Genomic DNA, 19,569 nt, shown 5'->3' on the forward strand with positions numbered 1-19,569 from the left:
GCCCGCTCCTACAAAATCGGCCCTGTAGGAGCGGGCTTGCCCGCGACTCCGCCCTCCGGGCGCGGATCGCCGCACGTTACACTGACGTCCTTATCAAAGCAGCCCCGCGGTATTTTTCGACGATGAAATCCCATTTGCAGACCCTGATCACCGCCGCCGCCGCGGCGCTGATCAAAGAGGCCGGCGCCGATGTCGCCGTGCCGGCGATGATCCAGATCGACGCCACCAAGGACCCGAAGCACGGCGATTTCGCCAGCAACCTGGCGCTGGTGCTGGCCAAGCCGCTGGGCAAGCCGCCGCGCGCGGTTGCCGAGGCGCTGGTGCGCCTGCTGCCGGCCTCGCGCCGCGTCGCCAAGGTCGAGCTGGCCGGGCCGGGCTTCATCAACTTCTTTCTGGCTGCGGATGCGTTCCAGGCCGTGGTCGCCGACGTGATCGCGGCCGGCGCTGCCTATGGCCGCGACGATTCCAAAAAGCGCGGCAAGCTGATGGTCGAGTTCGTCTCCGCCAACCCAACCGGCCCGCTGCATGTCGGCCACGGCCGCGGCGCGGCGATCGGCGACTGCCTGTCGCGGCTGTACGAGGCCGCGGGCTGGGACGTGACCCGCGAGTTCTACTACAACGACGCCGGCGCGCAGATCAGCAATCTCGGCGTGTCGGTGCAGTCGCGTATCAAGGGCATCACGCCGGACGACGCGGCCTGGCCCGAGAACGGTTATCGCGGCGACTACATCGCCGACGTCGCACGCGCCTATCTGGCCGGCGAGACCGTGACCGCCGACGATCGCGAAGTCACCGGCAAAAAAGACCCCGACGACATCGAGGCGATCCGCGATTTCGCGGTGGCCTATCTGCGCCGCGAGCAGGACGCCGACCTGAAAGCCTTCGGCGTCGGCTTCGACGTGTATTCGCTGGAATCCGCGCTGTACACCGACGGCAAGGTCGAGCAGACCGTGCAGGCGCTGATCAAGGCCGGCCACACCTTCGAGCAGGACGGCGCGCTGTGGCTGCGCACCACCGAGTTCGGCGACGACAAGGACCGCGTCATGCGCAAGAGCGAAGGCGGCTACACCTACTTCGTGCCCGACGTCGCCTATCACCACGCCAAGTGGGATCGCGGCTACGGCCGCGTGATCAACGAGCAGGGCTCGGATCATCACGGCACCATTGCCCGGGTCAGAGCGGGCCTGCAGGCGCTGGACGTCGGCATCCCGAAACAGTGGCCGGAATACGTGCTGCACCAGATGGTCACGGTGATGCGCGGCGGCGAGGAGGTGAAGATCTCCAAGCGCGCCGGCTCTTACGTTACCTTGCGCGATCTGATCGACGAAGTCGGTTGCGATGCGACGCGTTACTTCCTGACCGCGCGCAAAAGCGATTCGCACCTGGTGTTCGACGTCGACCTGGCGCGTTCCAAGAGCGACGAAAACCCGGTCTATTACATCCAGTACGCGCATGCGCGGATCTGCTCGGTGCTGCGCCAGGCGGCGGAGCGCGGCGTGGTCTTTGATGCGAGCGCCAGCGGCGACGCGCTGCATCGGCTGACGGAAACGCAGGAGAAAAACCTGCTGGTGCAGATCAACAAGTTCCCGGAGACCGTCGCGGTCGCCGCCGAACAGGCCGCGCCGCACAGCATCGCGTTCTACCTGCGCGATCTGGCCGATCTGCTGCACAGCTACTACAACGCGATCGACGCGGCGGGCCAGCGCATCAAGTTCCTGACCGACGACGCCGAGCTGACGCGCGCGCGTCTGGCGCTGATCGTCGCCACGCGCCAGGTGTTGCAGAACGGACTGGCGCTGCTCGGCGTCAGCGCGCCGGAGCAGATGTAGGTGGCGCGCGACTACGCGGCGCGCAATTCCAAGCCGTCTTCGGGAAGCCGCCGTCCGTCGTCCGGCAAAAAAAAATCCGGCGGCGGTCTGCCCGGCTGGGTGCTGATGCTCGCGGGCCTGTCGATCGGCCTGCTGGTCGCGGTGTTCGTCTACGTGTCGCGGCCGACTGCCGAGCCGCTGCGCGGCACCTCGGCCGCCAGCGATCGGCCGAGCAAGAACCGGCCGTCCGCCGATCGCAACGCCGCGGCCGAGGTCGACGATGAAGACGAGCAGCAGCAGGCGGCGAAGCCATCCACGAAATCGACAACGCCGCCGCGCGGTCGCGCTACGGCCAAGACCGACGAGGACGCGGCCAAGGTCACGGTGCCGCCGAAAGAAAAATCGCGCTTCACGTTCTACGAGCTGCTGCCCAGCCAGGAAGTGCTGGTGCCGAGCCAGGCGCAGGCCAAGCTGACACCACAGCAGCAGCAGGCGCTGGCTGCGCAACAGCCGCAGACCGCGACGCCGACGACGCCGGTCAATGGCATCGTCACCACGCCGGGCACGCCGCCGTCCGCAATCCCGCCGTCGACGCCGCCGTCGACCGCGCCGAGTGCTGCGACCACCGGCACCTTCATCATCCAGGTCGCCTCGTATCGCAGCCAGTCCGAAGCCGAAAAGCAGAAAGCCGCGCTGGCGCTGGCCGGCGTCGAATCGCGCATCGAGAAAGTCACGATCGACAACAAGGACACGTATTACCGCGTCCGCGTCGGCCCGCTGCGTGACGAGGCCAAGGCGCGCGATACCCTGGCGCAGCTCGAGAGCAATGGCATCAATGCGATGCTGGTGAAGGTGAAGTAACCACGAAACCTGTAGGAGCGGGCTTGCCCGCGACTGCGAGCTCGCAGGTCGCGGGCAAGCCCGCTCCTACAACAGCAGATAGCGCAACGGAGAGCCCATGCAGATCAAGCAGATTGCTTTTGTCGCAGCTATTTTTCTGAACGCGCTCCCGGCCCAGGCCGTCGAGCGCATCGAGCGCGGCAACCTGGTCATGGAAGACGTGCCGGCCATCCCGCCGGCACTCGCCGAGCGCACCAACCGCTACCAGCAGACGCGTTCCGCCAGCCTCGCCGGCTGGCTCGCCCGCGACCAGGGTCTGCTGATTTCGACGCGCTTCGCCGAGACCGCGCAGGTTCACCTTGTCGCCGCGCCCGGCGCCGACCGCCGGCAGCTGACGTTCTTCGCCGAGCCGGTCGCCGAAGTCGCGGCCGCGCCCGACGGCCAGCACTTCCTGTTCACCAAGGACGTCGGCGGCGGCGAGTTCTATCAGGTCTACCAGTACGATCTGGGTAGCGGCGACATCCAGCTGCTCAGTGACGGCAAGGCGCGCAATACCGATCTGCGCTGGTCGTCCAGCGGTGAGCGCTTCGCCTATTCGACCACGCGCCGCAATGGCAAGGACACCGACGTCGTCATCGGCACGCCAGGCAAGACCGAAGTGCGCGCGGTGACGGCGCGCGAAGGCGCCTGGAGCGCGCTGGATTTTTCGCCGGACGGCCGGCGCCTGCTGCTGTCGCACTACGTCTCGGCCAACGAAAGCGAGCTGTATCTTGCCGATCTTTCCGGCGACGGTTTGCCGGAGCTGCAGCGTTTTCATCCGGCCAGCGAGCCGGTGAGTTTTTCCACCGCACGTTTCTCGCGCGACGGTCGCGGCGTGTACTACGTCAGCGACCAGGATTCGGATTTTCAGCGGCTGCGTTACGAGCAACTCGACGGCAGCGCGGCGCGCGTGCTGACCGCCGACACCCACTGGGACGTCGAGCAGATCGAGCTGTCCGGCGGCGGCTCGTTCCTCGCCTACACGGTCAACGCCGACGGCATCAGCCAGCTGCATCTGCTCGACCTCAAGACCGGCAAGAGCTTGAGCGTGCCGGCGCTGCCGGCCGGCGTGATCAGCGGCCTGGAGTTCGACGCCGGCGGCAAGCGGCTCGGCTTCAACCTCAACAACGCACGCAATCCCACCGACGTGTTTTCGATCGAAGTCGGCAGCGGCGCCAGCCGCAAGCTGACACGCTGGACGCGCAGCGAAACCGGCGGCCTGAATGCGAGCACCTTTACCGAGCCGCAGCTGATCCACGTCAACAGCTTCGACGGCCTGCAGGTGCCGGCGTTCTATTACCGCGGCCTCGGCGACGGCCCGCGGCCGGTGCTGATCTCGATTCACGGCGGGCCGGAAAGCCAGGCGCTGCCGAGCTTCAATCCGCTGATCGAGTTCTATGCGCGCGAACTCGGTATCAGCGTGCTGGTGCCGAACGTGCGCGGCTCCTCCGGTTACGGCAAAAAGTATCTGACGCTGGACAACGGCCGCCTGCGCGAGGATTCGGTGCGCGACATCGGCGCGCTGCTGGACTGGATCGCGACGCAGCCGGAACTCAATGCCGAGCGTGTCGCCGTGATGGGCGGCTCCTACGGCGGCTACATGACGCTCGCCAGCATGACGCGCTACAACAACCGGCTGCGCGGCGGCATCGACGTCGTCGGCATCAGCAACTGGGTGACCTTCCTGACCAATACCCAGGACTATCGCCGTGACCTGCGCCGCGCCGAATACGGCGACGAAAGCGATCCGAAAATGCGCGCGTTTCTGCAAGCGATTTCGCCGACCACGAACGCCGCGCGCATCACCCGGCCGATGTTCATCGTCCAGGGCGCGAATGATCCGCGCGTGCCGGCCAGCGAGGCCGAGCAGATGGTCGAGACCATCCGCAACAACAACGGCGGCGAAGTCTGGTACCTGCTGGCCAAGGACGAGGGCCACGGCTTCCGCAAGAAGGCCAACCGCGATCTGTACAACAACGCCGCGATCCTGTTCCTGCAAAAGATCCTGCTGGAGTGAGGCTCTGCGCCAATAGTTGGGTTTTTACGCCAGCGCCCGGTGGCGCCCCGCTTGCAAGTGATTGATCCATAAGCTGCCAGCGGCTGGCATGCGTCGTGCCCCTTGCTGATCGGGACGTATCCAATCAACCACAATAAAGGGCGACAAAATGATCAAGACCGGACTGCAGGCGCTGCTGGTGCTGGTGCTGGCTTCCAGCCTAGGCGGCTGCGTTTTCGCGATCGGCGACGGCGACGGTGACAGCGGCTATCACAAGGATTCGCATACCCGCACCGAGGAACGCAACCGCAGCCTGATCGGCCTGCTGCCGCTGGGTTCCAACCTCGCCGAGGTGCAGACCCAGCTCGGCGTGCCGGATTTTTCCGAGGCGCTGCGCGGCAAGGAAGGCGAATACCGCGTGCTGCGCTACCGCACCCAGCACCTGCATTCCGACGGCGACACCACGCGCGACGAAACCACGGCGCTGGTGTTTCTCAATGGCAAGCTGACCGGCATCGGTGAGGCGGCTTACAGCAAAGCGATTTCCGAGTAACACGCTACGGTTGTAGGAGCGGACCCTGTCCGCGACTGAGGCTCTGGGCGCACAGTCGCGGACAGGGTCCGCTCCTACAGCTGAAGCGAACACGCGTCAGCGCGCGCTGCTACTGTCTGGTCCTCACCAAGGACGATCGCAGGAGTACCCCGCGATGCAGCGAATTCTCGATGTGCGGGGCAACAAGACCGACCAGGGCACCTTGAAGATTCACGCGCCCGACGGCCGCGTGCTGAGCCTGGGCAAGGGCCCGCCCGAGGTGGCGGTCGAGGTCAGCGATCTGCGCGCCTTCCTGCGTGCGCTGACCAGCCCGGGCCTGCGCATCGGCGAGGCCTACATGGACGGCGTCTGGCAGCCCCTGAAAAGTGATCCGGCCACGGACCTGATGTCGGTGCTGCAGGTCGGCATGGGCCTGACGCGCGGCCTGCCGGTGCCCGGCGGCACGCTGGTCAAGCGCCTGAAAAAACGCTGGAAGCGCCTGCGCGCCGGCCTGCATGAGCGCAACAACGCCAGCAGCAGCCGTCGCAACGTCGCGCATCACTACGATCTGGATCACAGCCTGTACGCGGCGTTTCTCGACAACGGCCTGTTCTATTCCTGCGCCTACTTTCGCGATCCGGACATGAGCCTGGAACAGGCGCAACAGGCCAAGTGCGCGCACATCGCCGCCAAGCTCGATCTTCGGCCCGGCGCGCGCGTACTCGACATCGGCTGCGGCTGGGGTGGCCTGGCGATCCATATCGCCGAACATTTCGCCGACGTGCACGTTACCGGCATCACCCTGTCGGTCGAGCAGCTGGCGATCGCGCAGCAGCGGGTGCGCGAGCGTGGCCTGGAGTCACGCATCGAATTGCGGCTGGAGGACTATCGCGACACACCCGGCCGCTTCGACGCCGTGGTCAGCGTCGGCATGTTCGAGCATGTCGGCCGGCCGCAGTTCGCGCCGTTCTTCGAGCGCGTCAGGGCGCTGATGAAAACCGACGGCACCGCGCTGATCCACACCATCGGCCGCAGCAAGCCGCCCGGTGTGACCAATCCCTGGCTTGCCAAATACATCTTCCCCGGCGGCTATATTCCGTCGGCGTCGGAAGTGCTGAGCGCGATCGAGCCGAGCAAGCTGGTGTGCAGCGACATGGAGACCTGGCGCCTGCACTACGCCTTCACGCTGGCCGAATGGAACCGGCGTTTTCAGCTGCAGCGCGAGGTATTTCGCGAGCGCCTGGGCGAGCGCTTCTGCCGCATGTGGGAGTTCTACCTGCAGACCTCGGAAGCGAGTTTTCGCTGGGGCCATATGGTGGTGTTCCACTTCCAGCTGCTGCGCGAGCAGACGCGGCTGCCGCTGACGCGCGACTACCTTTACGCGTCTTCTTCTTCCGGGGCGTCCGGCCACAGCCAGTCGCGGGTGTCGTAGCCGAAGGTGTCGCGCAGCAGCTCGTAGAGCGCAGCGTGATGCTGCGCCAGTTCGGCGCCGCGCTGGATGAAGGCCTCGGTGACCACGCCGAAGAATTCGGCCGGGCTTTCGGCGCCATAAGGGTCGAGCACTTTCGGCCGGCGATGACGGCGCAGGCGCTCGAACTCCTGTTGCATGACCGCCGACCAGCGCTGGTAGTCCGGCAGGTTCGGCGCGCCTTCGGCGGTCAGTGACTCATCGTCGAGCTGGTGCGCGAATTCGTGCACGACGACGTTGACTTCGTCGCCTTGCAGCGCGGCCTGCACGTCGCGCCAGGACAGCACCACGCGATCGCCTTGCCAGGATTCGCCGATGCGTTCCTGCGGCTCGTCGTCGACCAGGCCGAACTCGTCGGGCTCGCTGACCGGCACCAGGAAGACGTCGGGATACAGCAGGATTTTCTTCACCGCCGGGAACAGGCCGTCGCGGATCGCGTCCGGCTGCAGCACCAGCAGGCAGGCAAAGCCGGCGACGGCGAGGCGCATCTCGTCGCTGACTTCCAGGCCGTCGCAGCCGACGAAGCGCTTGTGCTTCAGGAACAGCGCGGTGCGTTGCGCGTGGCGCTGACGCAGTGCGTCGGGCAAGTGCTGTAGAACCGGGATCAGCTTCAGCAATGCTTCGCGCAGATCATTTTCCGGCATCGGTGCTGCGTTGTTGCGCCGATTCGAGATGAGGCGCAGCGTCGTCAGCGGGCCGACGATCAGCGCGACGGCGATCGCGATAGCGAAGAAGGCCCAGGCGGCGGCGGACATCAGCTAGTCTCGCGACTCGATCCGGTCCCTCGATACGCGCCGTTGGCGCTACTCGGGACGAACGGAGTTTCGTTACGCGGCCACTGAGCTGTCTTCCGTTCATCCCGAGTAGCCGCGCAGCGGCGTATCGAGGGACGCATCGAAAGCGCCAACGGCAAGTTCACATCGCCTGCAATTTCGCGAAGCCCAGCATCAGGCGCTTGATGCCGGCCTCGCGAAAGCGGATTTCGATTTGCGCACGCTCGCCCTCGCCTTCGAAGCTCAGGATCACCCCTTCGCCGAACTCGGCGTGGCTGACGCGCTGGCCGAGCCTGACTCGGGACGAACGGTGTTTTGTTCTGTATTCGTCTCGCGATGCCCCGTTCATCCCGAGTAGCCGCGCAGCGGCGTATCGAGGGACGCATCGAAAGCGCCAACGGCAAGTTCACATCGCCTGCAATTTCGCGAAGCCCAGCATCAGGCGCTTGATGCCGGCCTCGCGAAAGCGGATTTCGATTTGCGCACGCTCGCCCTCGCCTTCGAAGCTCAGGATCACGCCTTCGCCGAACTTGGCGTGGCTGACGCGCTGGCCGAGCTTGAAACCGCCGTAATCGGGCGCACTCGCGCCCGCGATGCGGCGCGGCGGTGGTGTGTAGCCGCCGCCGCTGCTGTTGCTGCCACCGCCGCCGTAACCGCCGTTGCCGTAACGCGGCGCATCGCGGCCGCCGCCGAAACTCGACGGTCGCAGGATGCCGGCACGCGGCCGCGTTTCCATCAGCGTTTCCTGCGGAATTTCTTTCAGGAACGGCGACGGCATGCCGATCTGCTCGACACCATGAATGCGCCGCACTTCGGCGTAGCTCAAATACAGTTGCTGACGCGCCCGCGTGATGCCGACATAGCAAAGCCGGCGCTCTTCCTCGAGATTGCCTTCCTCGACGGCGCGCATCGACGGGAACAGGTTGTTCTCCAGGCCGACGATGAATACCACCGGGAATTCCAGGCCTTTTGCCGCGTGCAAGGTCATCAGCTGCACCGAGTCTTCGCCGGCTGCGGCCTGGCCCTCGCCGGCTTCCAGCGCGGCATGCGCCAGGAACGCGGATACCGGCTCGACGCCGTCCTCGTCGGGCCGCTCGAAGCTGCGTGCGGCGCTGATCAGCTCGTCCAGGTTCTCCAGACGGCCTTCGGCCTGTTCGCCTTTTTCTTTCTGGTAGTGCTCGCGCAGGCCGCTGCCGGTGATCACGTCTTCCATCACGCGCGGCAACAGCTGGTCTTTCGCTTCGACACCGAGCCTGTCGACCTGGTCGAGGAACTTGTTCATCGCGCCGGCAGTGCGGCCCAGCAGCGCCGGATCGCGACGTGAAGCGGCCCACAGCGACACACCGGCTTCGCGCGCGGCGCTGCGCAGTTTCTCGATGCTGGTCGCACCGACGCCGTGCGGCGGCGTCGCCAGCGCGCGCTCGAAACTCACATCGTCATCGCGGTTGTGGATCAGCCGCAGCCAGGCCAGCGCGTCCTTGACTTCCATGCGCTCGAAGAAGCGCAGGCCGCCGTAGATGCGGTAGGGCATGCGCGCGCGGATCAGCATTTCTTCCATGACGCGCGACTGCGCGCCGGTGCGATACAGCACCGCCAGATCGCTGTGGCGCAGCGGGCCGTTGATGTGCTCCTTCATGCGCTGCACGACGAATTCGGCCTCGTCGTATTCGTTGAACGCGGCGTAGAGCTGGATCGGCGCGCCTTCGTGGCCGTCGGTCCACAGGTTCTTGCCGAGGCGGCCGCTGTTGCGTTCGATCAAACCGTTGGCTGCTTTCAGGATCGTGCCGGTGCTGCGGTAGTTCTGTTCCAGCCGCACGATTTCCAGGCCGCGGAATTCGCGCTGCAGCTTCATCATGTTTTCGACTTTGGCGCCGCGCCAGCCGTAGACGCTCTGGTCGTCGTCGCCGACCGCGAACAGCACGCCCTGCTCGCCGACCAGCAGCTTCAGCCACAGATACTGCAGCGTGTTGGTGTCCTGAAATTCGTCGACCAGCACGTGGCGGAACTTGCGGCGGTAGTGCGCCTGCACGTTCGCGTCGTCGCGGCACAGCTCGTACGCACGCAGCAGCAGCTCGCTGAAATCGACTAGGCCCTGCTGCTCGCAGGTGGCGTGATACGCGCTGTACACCCTGACCAAAGCTCGTTGGGTGAAGTCGCCCATGTCGTCGAAGTGATGCGGGCGCCGGCCTTCTTCTTTCTGGCTGCTGATCCAGTTGGCGACCATCTTCGCCGGCCACTGATCCTCGGGCAGATCGAGCTGCTTGATGATGCGCTTGACCAGGCGCTGCGCGTCGTCGGCGTCGAGGATCTGGAAGTCCTGGCGCAGCGTCGCCTCTTTCCAATGCAGCCGCAGCATGCGGTGCGCGATGCCGTGAAACGTGCCGACCCAGAGCTGGCGCACCGGCACCGCCAGCAGTGACTCGATGCGGCCGCGCATTTCGTTGGCGGCCTTGTTGGTGAACGTGACCGCGAGGATCGACAGCGGCGATACATTCTCCACCGCGATCAGCCAGGCGATGCGGTGCACCAGCACGCGGGTCTTGCCGGAGCCGGCGCCGGCCAGGACCAGGCGATGCTCAGGCGGCGCGGTGACGGCGTCCTTCTGCGCGTCGTTGAGCTGGCTGACCAGGTGGCCGACTTCGGAAAGATCGTTCATCTGGCGATTTTACCGGGAATGTACGGTAGGCCTCCGCATTGCTGCATCAAGGAAGAACATGAACAAGCTCAGTCCGCTGTACGCGATCCCGCTGGTGGCCGTTGCCGCGCTGGCCGCCTGCAAGAAGTCCGAACCGGCTGCGCCCGCCGCGATGGCCGGGCCGTCCGCCGAAGCCAGCGTCGTCAGCGCCGAAACCCGCCTCAAGGCCACCGACGGCAACGAGGCCAAGGGCGACATCAAGTTCGTCAGCGCCGCTGGCGGCGTCAAAATCAGCGGCACGCTCGAAGGGCTGAAGCCGGGCGGCGTCAGCGCGTTCCACGTTCACGAGAAAGGCGATTGCAGCGCGCCCGACGCCAGCAGCGCCGGCGGCCATCTGAACCCCGACGGCAAGCCGCACGGCAACATGACGGCGGGCGACCACCACGCCGGCGACATGCCCAATATCACCGCCGACAGTGAAGGAAAGGCGATGGTCGACGTCACCGTGCCGGGGCTGGAGATTGGCACCGGCAGTGCCAAGGACGTGATCGGCAAGGCCCTGGTCGTGCATGCCGGTGCGGATGACTACACCAGCCAGCCGGCCGGCAACGCCGGTGGCCGCATTGCCTGTGGGGTGATCGAAAAGGGCTGAAGTCGTTGTCCCTCGATACGCGCCGGCGGCGCTACTCGGGAGGAACGGGGCTCCGTTATATCCCGCTCCCCGTTCCTCCCGAGTAGCCGCAACGCGGCGTATCGAGGGACACGAGCGCCCGCCGGAAGCTCAATTCAGCGCGCGCGGCACCGCGAGCCGGAACGGCGCGATCGCCGCCTCGAAAGGCGCGCCGTCGATCGGCACCATGTGGAAGCTGCCGTGCATGGTGCCGACCGGCGTCGTCAGCGGGCAGCCGCTGGTGTACTGGAACTGTTCGCCGGGCTTGAGTACCGGCTGGTTGCCGACCACGCCGGGGCCGCGGACTTCTTCGCACCGGCCCTCGCCGTCGGTGATCACCCAGTGCCGCGACAGCAGCTGCACCGTGGTGCTGCCCTCGTTGCGGATGGTGATGTGGTAGGTGAACAGGTAGTGCCCGCGCTCCGGCGAGGACTGCTCGGCCACGTACTGCGGCTTGACCTGGATGCGCACGCCCTGGGTGACGGTGTCGCTCATCGCGTCGCGCTCATCAGTACATGCCCACTTGCAGCTGCGCCGCTTCGGACATCATGTCGCGGCTCCAGGGCGGGTCGAAGGTCAGCTCGACATCGGCCTCGGTGATGCTCGGCACCTGCAGCACCTTGGTCTTGACGTCGTTGACCAGCACGTCGCCCATGCCGCAGCCGGGCGCGGTCAAGGTCATGCGGATCACCGCCTTGCGCGCGCCGCCGGCGTTGGCCGGGTCCACCGGCTCCAGACGGCTTTCGTAGACCAGGCCGAGTTCGACGATGTCGATCGGGATCTCCGGGTCGTAGCAGGTGCGCAGCTGCGCCCACACCGCCTTCTCCAGCTCCTCGTCGGAGGCGTCCTCGCTGACCTCGGGGCCGCGCACCACCTGCTTGCCCAGCGCATCGGCGTCACCGCCGTTGATGCGGAACAGATGGCCCTGCACCTGCACGGTGAAGCTGCCACCCAGCGCCTGGGTGATTTGCGCAGCCGCGCCCTCCGGCAGCTCGACCTTGGTGCCGGCAGGGATGAGAATGGCCACCACGTCACGGGTCAGCGTGACGGTTTCGGATTCATCTGATGACATGGGATCGCAGCGGGGAACCGGCTTTGGGTGAGCCATAAGATGGCGCTTCGGAACTCAGTTTAAACCCCTGCTGTCAGTCACGCATCAGAAGACGGTGCCGGGGCGCTACCCTCAAGCATCGCGCGGTGACCTAAAGGGGGGTCCCTCATGCGCTTCACCGAATATTCCGCGTCCAATCCCGCGGCGATCGCCGCCGCGGCGCTGATCGTGCTGCTGTTCGGCGCGATGGCGCTGCTGCGCCTGCCGATTCAGCTGCTGCCGGACACCAAGAACCCGCAGATCTGGATCAACGTGCAATGGCGCGAGGCCGCGCCCAGCGAGGTCGAGGAGGCGCTGATCGAGCCGATCGAGGAGGCGATGAAGGGCCTCGCCGGCATGAAGGAGATGCGCTCGCAGATCAACCGTGGCGGCGGCGGCGTGTCGCTGAGCTTCGAGATCGGCACCGACATGACCCGGGTGATGCTCGACGTGGTGTCGCGCATCAACACGCTGCCGCCGCTGCCGCCGGACGCCGAGGAGCCACAGGTGTTCGACGGTGCGCCCTGGACCAAGGAAAACGCCGCCTCGGTGCTGGTGCGGCCGCTGCCGGGCAACAACGTCGAGGACATGGCGGCCCGCTACCAGAAGCTGATCGAGGAAGTGGTGCAGCCGCGGCTGTCGCGGGTTGAAGGCGTCAGCCAGGTCGAGCTCGACGGCGGCCGGCCCGCCGAAGTGCAGATCCGCTTCGACACGCACCGGCTGGCCTCGCTGGGCATCACGCCACGGCAGATCGCGCAGACCGTGATCGCCGCGCACGACACCTCGGCCGGCTTCGTCAACGTCGGCCGCCGCCAGTTCACGGTGCGCTTCACCGGCCGCGAGCCGGTCGCCGACCTCGGCAATCTGATCGTCGGCTGGAGCAATGACCGGCCGCTGTATCTGCGCGAAGTGGCCGACATCGGCGTCGGCCTGCAGGACCAGCAGCAGTTTTCGTATCGCAACGGCGTGCCCGGCTATTTCATCGCGATCCGCCGCACCAGTACCGCCAACATCGTGCAGGTGCTCGACGGCGTGAAGACCGCGCTGGCCGAACTCAATGCCGGTCCGCTGGCCAAGGAGAAACTGACCGCCGACCTGAGCTGGGACGCCAGCGTCTACGTGCGCCGCGCGATCGGCTTCGTGCAGGAGTCGCTGGTGATCGGCATCCTGCTGGCGGTCGGCGGCCTGTGGTACTTCCTGCGCGGGCCGCGTGCGCTGCTGGTGATCGCGGCGACGATTCCGCTGTCGCTGGCGTTCGCGGTGATCACGCTGCATCTGCTCGGCCGCAGCCTCAATACGATTTCGCTCGCGGGCCTGGCGTTTTCCACCGGTATCGTCACCGACGCCGCGCTGATCGTGCAGGGCAATATCATCCGTTTCATGCAGGAAGGCCGCAGCGCGCTGAAGGCGACCATCGACGGCGCCGGCGAAGTGATTCCGGCGCTGTTCGCGTCGATGCTGACCAGCGTCGCGATCTTTCTGCCGGTGTTGTTCATGCAGGGCCTGGAAGGCCAGCTGTTCAAGGACCTGGCGATCACGATGAGTGTGTCGCATGCGGCCTCGCTGCTGGTGGCGATGACGGTGATTCCCGCGGCGAATCGCTGGGCGCTGGCAAGAAAAATCCCCGACGACCAGCACGATCACTGGTGGAAGGCGATGGCGCGCGGCGCGATGCGCGTGACGGCGACGCCTCAGCTGCGCGCGCTGCTGATCGGCATTCTGGTGCCGGGCTCGCTGCTGTTCTGCTGGCTCGCCGCGCCCAAGCCGGATTACCTGCCGGTGGCGCAGACCGACAACGTCTGGGGCAATTTCAGCACGCCGCCGGGCGGCAATATCGAAACGATCAAGGCCGAAATGGGGCCGATCGTCGTCGAGCGTCTGCGGCCTTATTACGAAGGCCGCGCCGAGCCCAAGATCAAGTACTACAACTTCAGCGCCTGGGGCGGCGGCAACGGCGGCCTGGTCGTCGCCTACGCGGCCGATCCGCGCAAGACCAAGGACGTGGTCGAACTGCTGCGCACCAAGATTCTCGCCGACCTGCCCGACGTGCGCGTCTACGCCAGCCAGGGTTCGCTGTTCAATCTCGACGGCGGCACCGCGCGCAACATCGAGCTGTACCTGCAGGGGCCGGACCTCGACGCGCTGATGGATGTCGCGCGCATCGCCGAAACTGAAATTCCGCTGGCGATTCCGGGCACGTTCCCGCGCAGCCAGCCGGCGCTGGAACTGAACCAGCCGGAGATCCAGCTGCAGCCGGACGAGTGGCGCATTTCACGCTCGGGCTCGACGCGCACCGACGTTGCCGACTCGCTGCGCGCGTTCACCGGCGGGCTCTGGGCCGGCTACTACTTCGACGGCAACAAGCGGCTCGACATCATCGTCAAAAGCGAGGAATGGCATTCGCCGGAAGAACTCGCCGAGCTGCCGATGTCGACGCCGACCGCCGGCATCCAGACCGTCGGCGAACTCGCCAAAATCACACAGACGGTCGGGCCTTCGCAGCTGTCGCGCGTCAATGGTCACCGCACCGTGTCGGTGAACTTCGAGCCGCCGGACACGATGAGTCTCGACGAGGCGGTGTCGACGCTGACGCAAAAAGTCGAGCCCAAGTTGCGTGCGGCGATGCAGGGCAGCATGCAGCTCAGCTACGGCGGCAGCGCCAATGAGCTGACCGAAGCGCTGAAGGCGATGGCCAGCAATTTCGCGCTCGCGCTGATCATGCTGATGATGCTGATGTCGGCACTGTTCAAGAGCCTGTGGGACGCGCTGCTGGTGATGCTGGTGATTCCGGTGTCGATCGCCGGCGGTATCGGCGCGCTGCGTGTGATCGGCTGGTTCGATTTTCAGGCGATGGATCTGCTGACGATGATCGGCTTCATCATCCTGCTCGGCCTGGTGGTCAACGCCGCGATCCTGCTGGTGGATCAGACGCGCGCGCGCGAACATGCCGGCATGGCGCGCCGCGATGCGGTACGCGAAGCGCTGGAAACGCGCGCGCGGCCGATTGTTCTGTCCACGCTGACCGCGGTGCTCGGCATGCTGCCGCTGATCCTGATGCCAGGGCTCGGCGCGAAGATTTATCGCGGCCTCGCCGCCGTGGTCTCCGGCGGCATGATCGTCGGCACGATGTTCACCTGGTTTCTGATGCCCGCGCTGCTGCGCCTGGGCGAGTCCCGAGTACGCGCGGCCGCAGAGCCGGCGTCGCAGGAGGTTTTCGGTAAATGAGCAAAAATACGTTTCATGTCGCGCTGGCGGTGATGTTCGCGCTGGGCAGCGCAACGGTGTGCGCGCAAGGCGAACAGAAAGCCGCGGCCGTCGAAACCTCGCGCGCCGCGCTGCGCGATCTGGCGCCGTCGATCACCGCGACAGGACAAGTGCAATCACGCTCCGGCGCCGACATGGCCGCCGGCATTGCCGGGCCGATCGACTTCGTCGCCGAACCCGGTTCACGAGTCGCCAAGAACCAGGTCATCGCGCGCATCGACACCGGCGAATATCGCCTGCAACGCGCCGAACAGGCCGCGCGCGTGACGCGCAGCGAGCTGGCGCTGAAGCAGGCCAATCGCGAACTCGAACGCCTGAAGGCCTCCGGCACCGCGGTCAGCCGCTTTCAGCTGGACCAGGCCGAAAATACCCGCGATCTCGCGCTCAGCGATCTGGAAATCGCCCGCGCGACGTTGCGTCAGACCGACGATCGCCTGGCCCGCGCCGAAGTGCGCGCGCCGTTCGCCGGCGTGATCGCCGAGCGCGTGCGCCGCGAAGGCGAGGAAGTCGCGCGCGGCGACGCGGTGGTGCGCATGCAGGACACCGAGCATCTGGAGTTGCGCATGTTCCTGCCGCTGCGCCACGTGCGCGCGATCGAGCCGGGCTCCACCGTACAGGTGAGGCTCGACGACACGCGCGTGGTCGCGGCGAAAGTGCGCGCGATCGTGCCGGTCGGCGATGCGCGTTCGCAGAGCTTCGAGACTTTGATCGATCTGCCGCAGGCCGAAGCGGAACTCGCGGTCGGCCGCACGCTCCAAGTGGTGTTGCCGCTCGCAGCGGTGCAGCAAGTGCTCGCGGTGCCGCGCGACGCCGTGGTGATCCGCTCGGATGGTCTAGCCGTATACGTCGTGCGCAAGGACAAGGTCGAGCGCGTGCCGGTCAAAACCGGCTCGGCCGATGGCGAATGGGTTGCGGTGCAGGGCGCTCTCGCCGCGCAGGATGCGGTGGTGGTGCGCGGTGCCGAGACCTTGCATGATGGTGATCCGGTCAAAGTCATAGGAGAACGCAAGACATGGAACAGCGGCAGCAGTGGTCTCAGCAGCGGACTCTCACAACCGTGATCAAGCGGAGCTTGTTTGGCGCGGCGCTGGCCCTCGCGTTCACGCAAGGCGCGTTCGCTGCGCAGGAGATGCCGCCGCACCCGCTGCCGCCGCGCCTGATCAGCGTCAGCGGCGACGCCGATGTCAGCGCGGTGCCGGATCGCGCACGCATCCAGATCGGCGTCACGCAGGTGAGCCCGGAAGTCGCGACGGCCGAGGCGGCGGTGAACAAGGTCGTCAAGGCCTACGTTGCCGAGGCCAAGAAACTCGGTGCGCGCGACGAGGACATCGCCACCGCCGGCATCAGCATCCAGCCTGAATACGTGTGGGACGAAAAGGCGCGCAACAACAAGCTGACCGGCTACCGCGTCAGCCGTGACATCGAGACGCGCGTCGGCAATCTCGACAAGCTCGGCGACTATCTGTTGGCGGCGACGCGTGCCGGCGTCAACCAGGTGCAGCCGCCGGTGCTGGAATCGTCCAAGGCCGATGATCTGCAGAATCAGGCGCTGGTGCAGGCCGCAAAGAACGCGCAGGCCAAGGCCAGGCTGCTGGCCGACACGTTGGGCGTGAAGCTCGGCAGCGTGCACGGCATCACTGAAGAAGGCTCTGCGCCGGCACCGCAGCCGATGATGAAGGCGATGGCGATGCGCGGCGCCGAGGCCAGCGATAGCGGCAACGCCGACATGGGCCTGCAGACCGGCGAAATCCGCTTTCATGCGGCGGTGAATGCGCAGTTCGAGGTGGCGCCTTAGGGCTCGCTTCGGGTCCCTCGATACGCCGCGTTGCGGCTACTCGGGACGAACGGGCTTCTCTCCGTTCGTCCCGAGTAGCTTCGCTTGCGAAGCGTATCGAGGGGCTTGAGCCAGGCTCGCAGCCGAAGCTTTACCCAACCCATACTTGGTCCGCCCGTGGCCGGATGCCATAATCCGCCTCTTTTCCCCCATTCCGGGGGCTCAGGCCGGACATGACCGCAGACTCGAAAACCGACGCGCCGCTGGTGGGCGTGATCATGGGTTCCCGCTCCGACTGGGAGACGATGGCGCACGCGGTGCGTACGCTCGAAACCCTGGGCGTGCCTTGCGAGGCGCGCGTGGTGTCGGCGCATCGCACGCCCGACCTGCTGTTCGAATACGCGGAAACCGCGGTCGCACGCGGTCTGCAGGTGATCATCGCGGGCGCCGGTGGCGCGGCGCATCTGCCGGGCATGTGCGCGGCCAAGACGCGGCTGCCGGTGCTCGGCGTGCCGGTGCAGTCCAAGGCCTTCAACGGCCTGGATTCTCTGCTGTCGATCGTGCAGATGCCGGCGGGTATTCCGGTCGGCACGCTGGCGGTCGGCGTCGCCGGCGCCACCAATGCGGCGCTGCTGGCCGCGGCGATGCTGGCCACGCGTGACGCCGCACTCGCACAGCGCCTCGACGAATTCCGCGCCGGACAGACCGACAAGGTGCTCGCCGACGCAGCCCTGAGCCTGCCGACGCTGCCATGAAGATCGGTGTCCTCGGTGCCGGCCAGCTGGGCCGGATGCTCGCATTGGCGGGCTATCCGCTCGATCTGCAGTTCGTGTTTCTCGACCCGGCGACGGACGCCTGCGCGGCCTCGCTAGGCGAAACCATTCAGCAGCCGTATCTCGACGAGGCCGCGCTCGCGCGTTTCTGCGCCAGCTGCGACGTCGCCACTTACGAATTCGAGAACGTGCCGGCGCATACCGCCGAAGTCGTCGGCGCGAAGCTGCCGCTGTATCCGCCGGCCGTGGCGCTGACCGTCGGCCAGGATCGGCTCAACGAGAAGAAGCTGTTCGACGCGCTGAACATTCCGGTGCCGCGCTACATGCCGGTGGCGGCGCGCGGCGCGCTCGACATGGCGATCCGCAACGTCGGCCTGCCGGCGGTGATGAAGACGCGTCGCCTCGGCTACGACGGCAAGGGCCAGGCGGTATTGCGCAAGCCCGAGGATCTGGACGACGCCTGGTCGCGTCTCGGCGGCGCGGAAGCGCCGCACACGCCCTGCCTGGTCGAGGCTTTCGTGCCGTTCGAGCGCGAGCTGTCGTGCCTGGCGGTGCGCGGACGCGACGGCGAAATGCGTTTCTATCCGGTGGTCGCCAACCAGCATCGCGACGGCATCCTGCGCGTGTCGATTCCGCAGCAGGACGATCCGCTGCAGGCCCAGGCCGAAGACTATGCGCGCCGCGTTGCCGAGCATCTGAACTACGTCGGCGTGATGGCTTTCGAGTTTTTCGTATCCGAAGGCCAGCTCTACGCCAACGAAATCGCGCCGCGCGTGCACAACTCCGGGCACTGGAGCATCGAGGGCTCGGAGTGCTCGCAGTTCGAAAATCACCTGCGCGCGGTCGCCGGCCTGCCGCTGGGTTCTACCGCCGCACGCGGCCATTCGGCGATGGTCAATTTCATCGGCCGTGCGCCGGACAACGCGGCCCTTTGCGCGATCGCCGGCGTGCACGTGCATCACTACGGCAAGGCGCCGAAGCCGCAGCGCAAGGTCGGCCACGCCACCGTCACCGCGAACAGCGAAGCCGAGCTGCAGCGCCGGCTGACGGAACTGGTCGCGCTGGTCGAAAGCGTCGCCTCGTAGCCCGGGTGCAACCCGGGTTGCACCCGGGCTACAGCCCCAGCGTCTTCGCCGCCTCCAGCCACAGCTCGGCATACGCAGTCAGCGCCGCATCGTCGCTGGGCGCGTAGGCGGCGATCGGCGCGCGGTGCTCGCCCATGCGCTCGACCATCGACGAATACGGGATCACCGCCTCGGCCATGCCGCGCATGACCGCGGGCGGCTGCTCCAGCAGCTCGCGATGCAGCGAGCGGCGCCGGTCGGCCATCGAGTAGAACGGCTTGAGCTTCTTCTGCGAGAAGCCCTCGGCGTCGAAGTACTCGCGCAGCTGCTCGAACGCGCGCAGCGACAGCCAGGTCGGCACCACCGGCACCATCACCAGATCGGCGGCGTGGAACACGTTGTCGGCCAGGTGAGACAGTGCCGGCGGGCAGTCGAGCACCGCCAGGTCGTATTGCGAAGCGAAGGGCTTCAGCAGCCGTCTCAAGGCCTCGCGCGGCGGCTCGACCTTTTTCAGCAGGATGTCGAAATAGCGGTAGGAAAACTCGGCCGGGATCACGGCCAGGCCGTCATACGGCGTCGGCCTGACCAGGCGGCCGACCGGCGTGTCGCCGGCCAGCAACTGCTTGGCCTTGGCGGCCTCGCCGCCGGCATGCAGATACCAGCTCGACGCCGCCTGCGAATCCAGATCCCAGACCAGCGTGCGCAGGCCGCTGGCGGCTGCCAGATAGGCCAGATTGACGGCGGCGGCGGATTTGCCGACGCCGCCTTTGACGTTGTACAGCGCCAGAGTCTTCATGCCCGACCTTTTCGTATGAGCGTTCTTTAGACGTTTTAAATAATTAA

At 66.5% G+C, this 19,569-nt stretch carries 17 protein-coding genes; 11 read left to right on the forward strand and 6 right to left on the reverse strand.

Going from position 1 to position 19,569, the window contains the following annotated elements:
- The first annotated feature begins 122 nt into the window (after positions 1-122).
- From argS to ACQZF9_RS21835, 5 genes are all read left to right on the forward strand, one after another.
- Positions 123-1,829, forward strand: a complete 1,707-nt coding sequence (argS, locus tag ACQZF9_RS21815; protein ID WP_428311068.1) for an arginine--tRNA ligase — start codon at positions 123-125, stop codon at positions 1,827-1,829.
- Positions 1,830-2,669: an SPOR domain-containing protein gene (locus tag ACQZF9_RS21820; protein ID WP_428311069.1), complete on the forward strand. Its 840-nt coding sequence runs from the start codon at positions 1,830-1,832 to the stop codon at positions 2,667-2,669. It abuts the gene before it with no gap.
- A 97-nt stretch (positions 2,670-2,766) separates the two neighbouring features.
- A complete protein-coding gene (locus ACQZF9_RS21825; RefSeq protein WP_428311070.1) occupies positions 2,767-4,704 on the forward strand; it encodes a S9 family peptidase in 1,938 nt (645 codons plus the stop codon).
- A 148-nt stretch (positions 4,705-4,852) separates the two neighbouring features.
- The gene (locus ACQZF9_RS21830) at positions 4,853-5,236 is read left to right on the forward strand and encodes a DUF3192 domain-containing protein (RefSeq protein WP_428311071.1); all 384 of its coding nucleotides are present in this window, start codon (positions 4,853-4,855) and stop codon (positions 5,234-5,236) included.
- Between the two features lie 154 nt (positions 5,237-5,390).
- A complete protein-coding gene (locus ACQZF9_RS21835; RefSeq protein WP_428311072.1) occupies positions 5,391-6,647 on the forward strand; it encodes a class I SAM-dependent methyltransferase in 1,257 nt (418 codons plus the stop codon).
- Here the strand turns inward: ACQZF9_RS21835 and ACQZF9_RS21840 are convergent.
- The 3 genes from ACQZF9_RS21840 to uvrD all read right to left on the reverse strand — a co-directional run bounded on the left by ACQZF9_RS21840 (position 6,593) and on the right by uvrD (position 10,112).
- Positions 6,593-7,438 (reverse strand): zinc-dependent peptidase, encoded by an 846-nt coding sequence (locus ACQZF9_RS21840; RefSeq protein ID WP_428311073.1) that lies wholly within the window; start codon positions 7,436-7,438, stop codon positions 6,593-6,595. The two genes, ACQZF9_RS21835 and ACQZF9_RS21840, sit on opposite strands and share 55 nt — an antisense overlap.
- A 160-nt stretch (positions 7,439-7,598) precedes the next feature.
- Entirely contained in the window at positions 7,599-7,805 is a 207-nt protein-coding gene (locus ACQZF9_RS21845; protein WP_428311074.1) for a hypothetical protein, read from the reverse strand.
- 57 nt (positions 7,806-7,862) lie between these two features.
- Positions 7,863-10,112, reverse strand: coding sequence for a DNA helicase II (gene uvrD, locus ACQZF9_RS21850; RefSeq protein ID WP_428311075.1), 2,250 nt, complete (start codon positions 10,110-10,112; stop codon positions 7,863-7,865).
- Between the two features lie 58 nt (positions 10,113-10,170).
- On the opposite strand from uvrD, the gene ACQZF9_RS21855 reads away from it, so the two are divergent.
- A complete protein-coding gene (locus ACQZF9_RS21855) occupies positions 10,171-10,743 on the forward strand; it encodes a superoxide dismutase family protein (RefSeq protein WP_428311076.1) in 573 nt (190 codons plus the stop codon).
- 129 nt (positions 10,744-10,872) lie between these two features.
- Here ACQZF9_RS21855 and apaG read toward each other — a convergent pair whose 3' ends face one another.
- Positions 10,873-11,256, reverse strand: coding sequence for a Co2+/Mg2+ efflux protein ApaG (apaG, locus tag ACQZF9_RS21860; RefSeq protein WP_428311077.1), 384 nt, complete (start codon positions 11,254-11,256; stop codon positions 10,873-10,875).
- Positions 11,257-11,269: 13 nt separating this feature from the next.
- Positions 11,270-11,833, reverse strand: a complete 564-nt coding sequence (gene sufT / locus ACQZF9_RS21865; RefSeq protein WP_428311078.1) for a putative Fe-S cluster assembly protein SufT — start codon at positions 11,831-11,833, stop codon at positions 11,270-11,272.
- Positions 11,834-11,980: 147 nt separating this feature from the next.
- Here sufT and ACQZF9_RS21870 point away from each other — a divergent pair, with 147 nt between their 5' ends.
- From ACQZF9_RS21870 to ACQZF9_RS21890, 5 genes are all read left to right on the forward strand, one after another.
- Entirely contained in the window at positions 11,981-15,076 is a 3,096-nt protein-coding gene (locus ACQZF9_RS21870; RefSeq protein ID WP_428311079.1) for an efflux RND transporter permease subunit, read from the forward strand.
- Positions 15,073-16,176, forward strand: coding sequence for an efflux RND transporter periplasmic adaptor subunit (locus ACQZF9_RS21875; protein WP_428311080.1), 1,104 nt, complete (start codon positions 15,073-15,075; stop codon positions 16,174-16,176). Before ACQZF9_RS21870 ends, ACQZF9_RS21875 begins: the two co-directional genes overlap by 4 nt.
- Positions 16,173-16,910 (forward strand): SIMPL domain-containing protein, encoded by a 738-nt coding sequence (locus tag ACQZF9_RS21880; RefSeq protein ID WP_428311081.1) that lies wholly within the window; start codon positions 16,173-16,175, stop codon positions 16,908-16,910. Before ACQZF9_RS21875 ends, ACQZF9_RS21880 begins: the two co-directional genes overlap by 4 nt.
- Before the next feature lie 212 nt (positions 16,911-17,122).
- Positions 17,123-17,644, forward strand: coding sequence for a 5-(carboxyamino)imidazole ribonucleotide mutase (gene purE, locus ACQZF9_RS21885; protein WP_428311082.1), 522 nt, complete (start codon positions 17,123-17,125; stop codon positions 17,642-17,644).
- A complete protein-coding gene (locus ACQZF9_RS21890) occupies positions 17,641-18,747 on the forward strand; it encodes a 5-(carboxyamino)imidazole ribonucleotide synthase (protein ID WP_428311083.1) in 1,107 nt (368 codons plus the stop codon). The genes purE and ACQZF9_RS21890 overlap by 4 nt, the downstream gene beginning before the upstream one ends.
- 28 nt (positions 18,748-18,775) lie before the next feature.
- Here ACQZF9_RS21890 and ACQZF9_RS21895 read toward each other — a convergent pair whose 3' ends face one another.
- Positions 18,776-19,522, reverse strand: coding sequence for a ParA family protein (locus tag ACQZF9_RS21895; RefSeq protein WP_428311084.1), 747 nt, complete (start codon positions 19,520-19,522; stop codon positions 18,776-18,778).
- Between the last annotated feature and the right edge of the window lie 47 nt (positions 19,523-19,569).

Source organism: Hydrocarboniphaga sp. (assembly GCF_965279055.1).
Taxonomy (GTDB): Bacteria; Pseudomonadota; Gammaproteobacteria; order Nevskiales; family Nevskiaceae; genus Hydrocarboniphaga.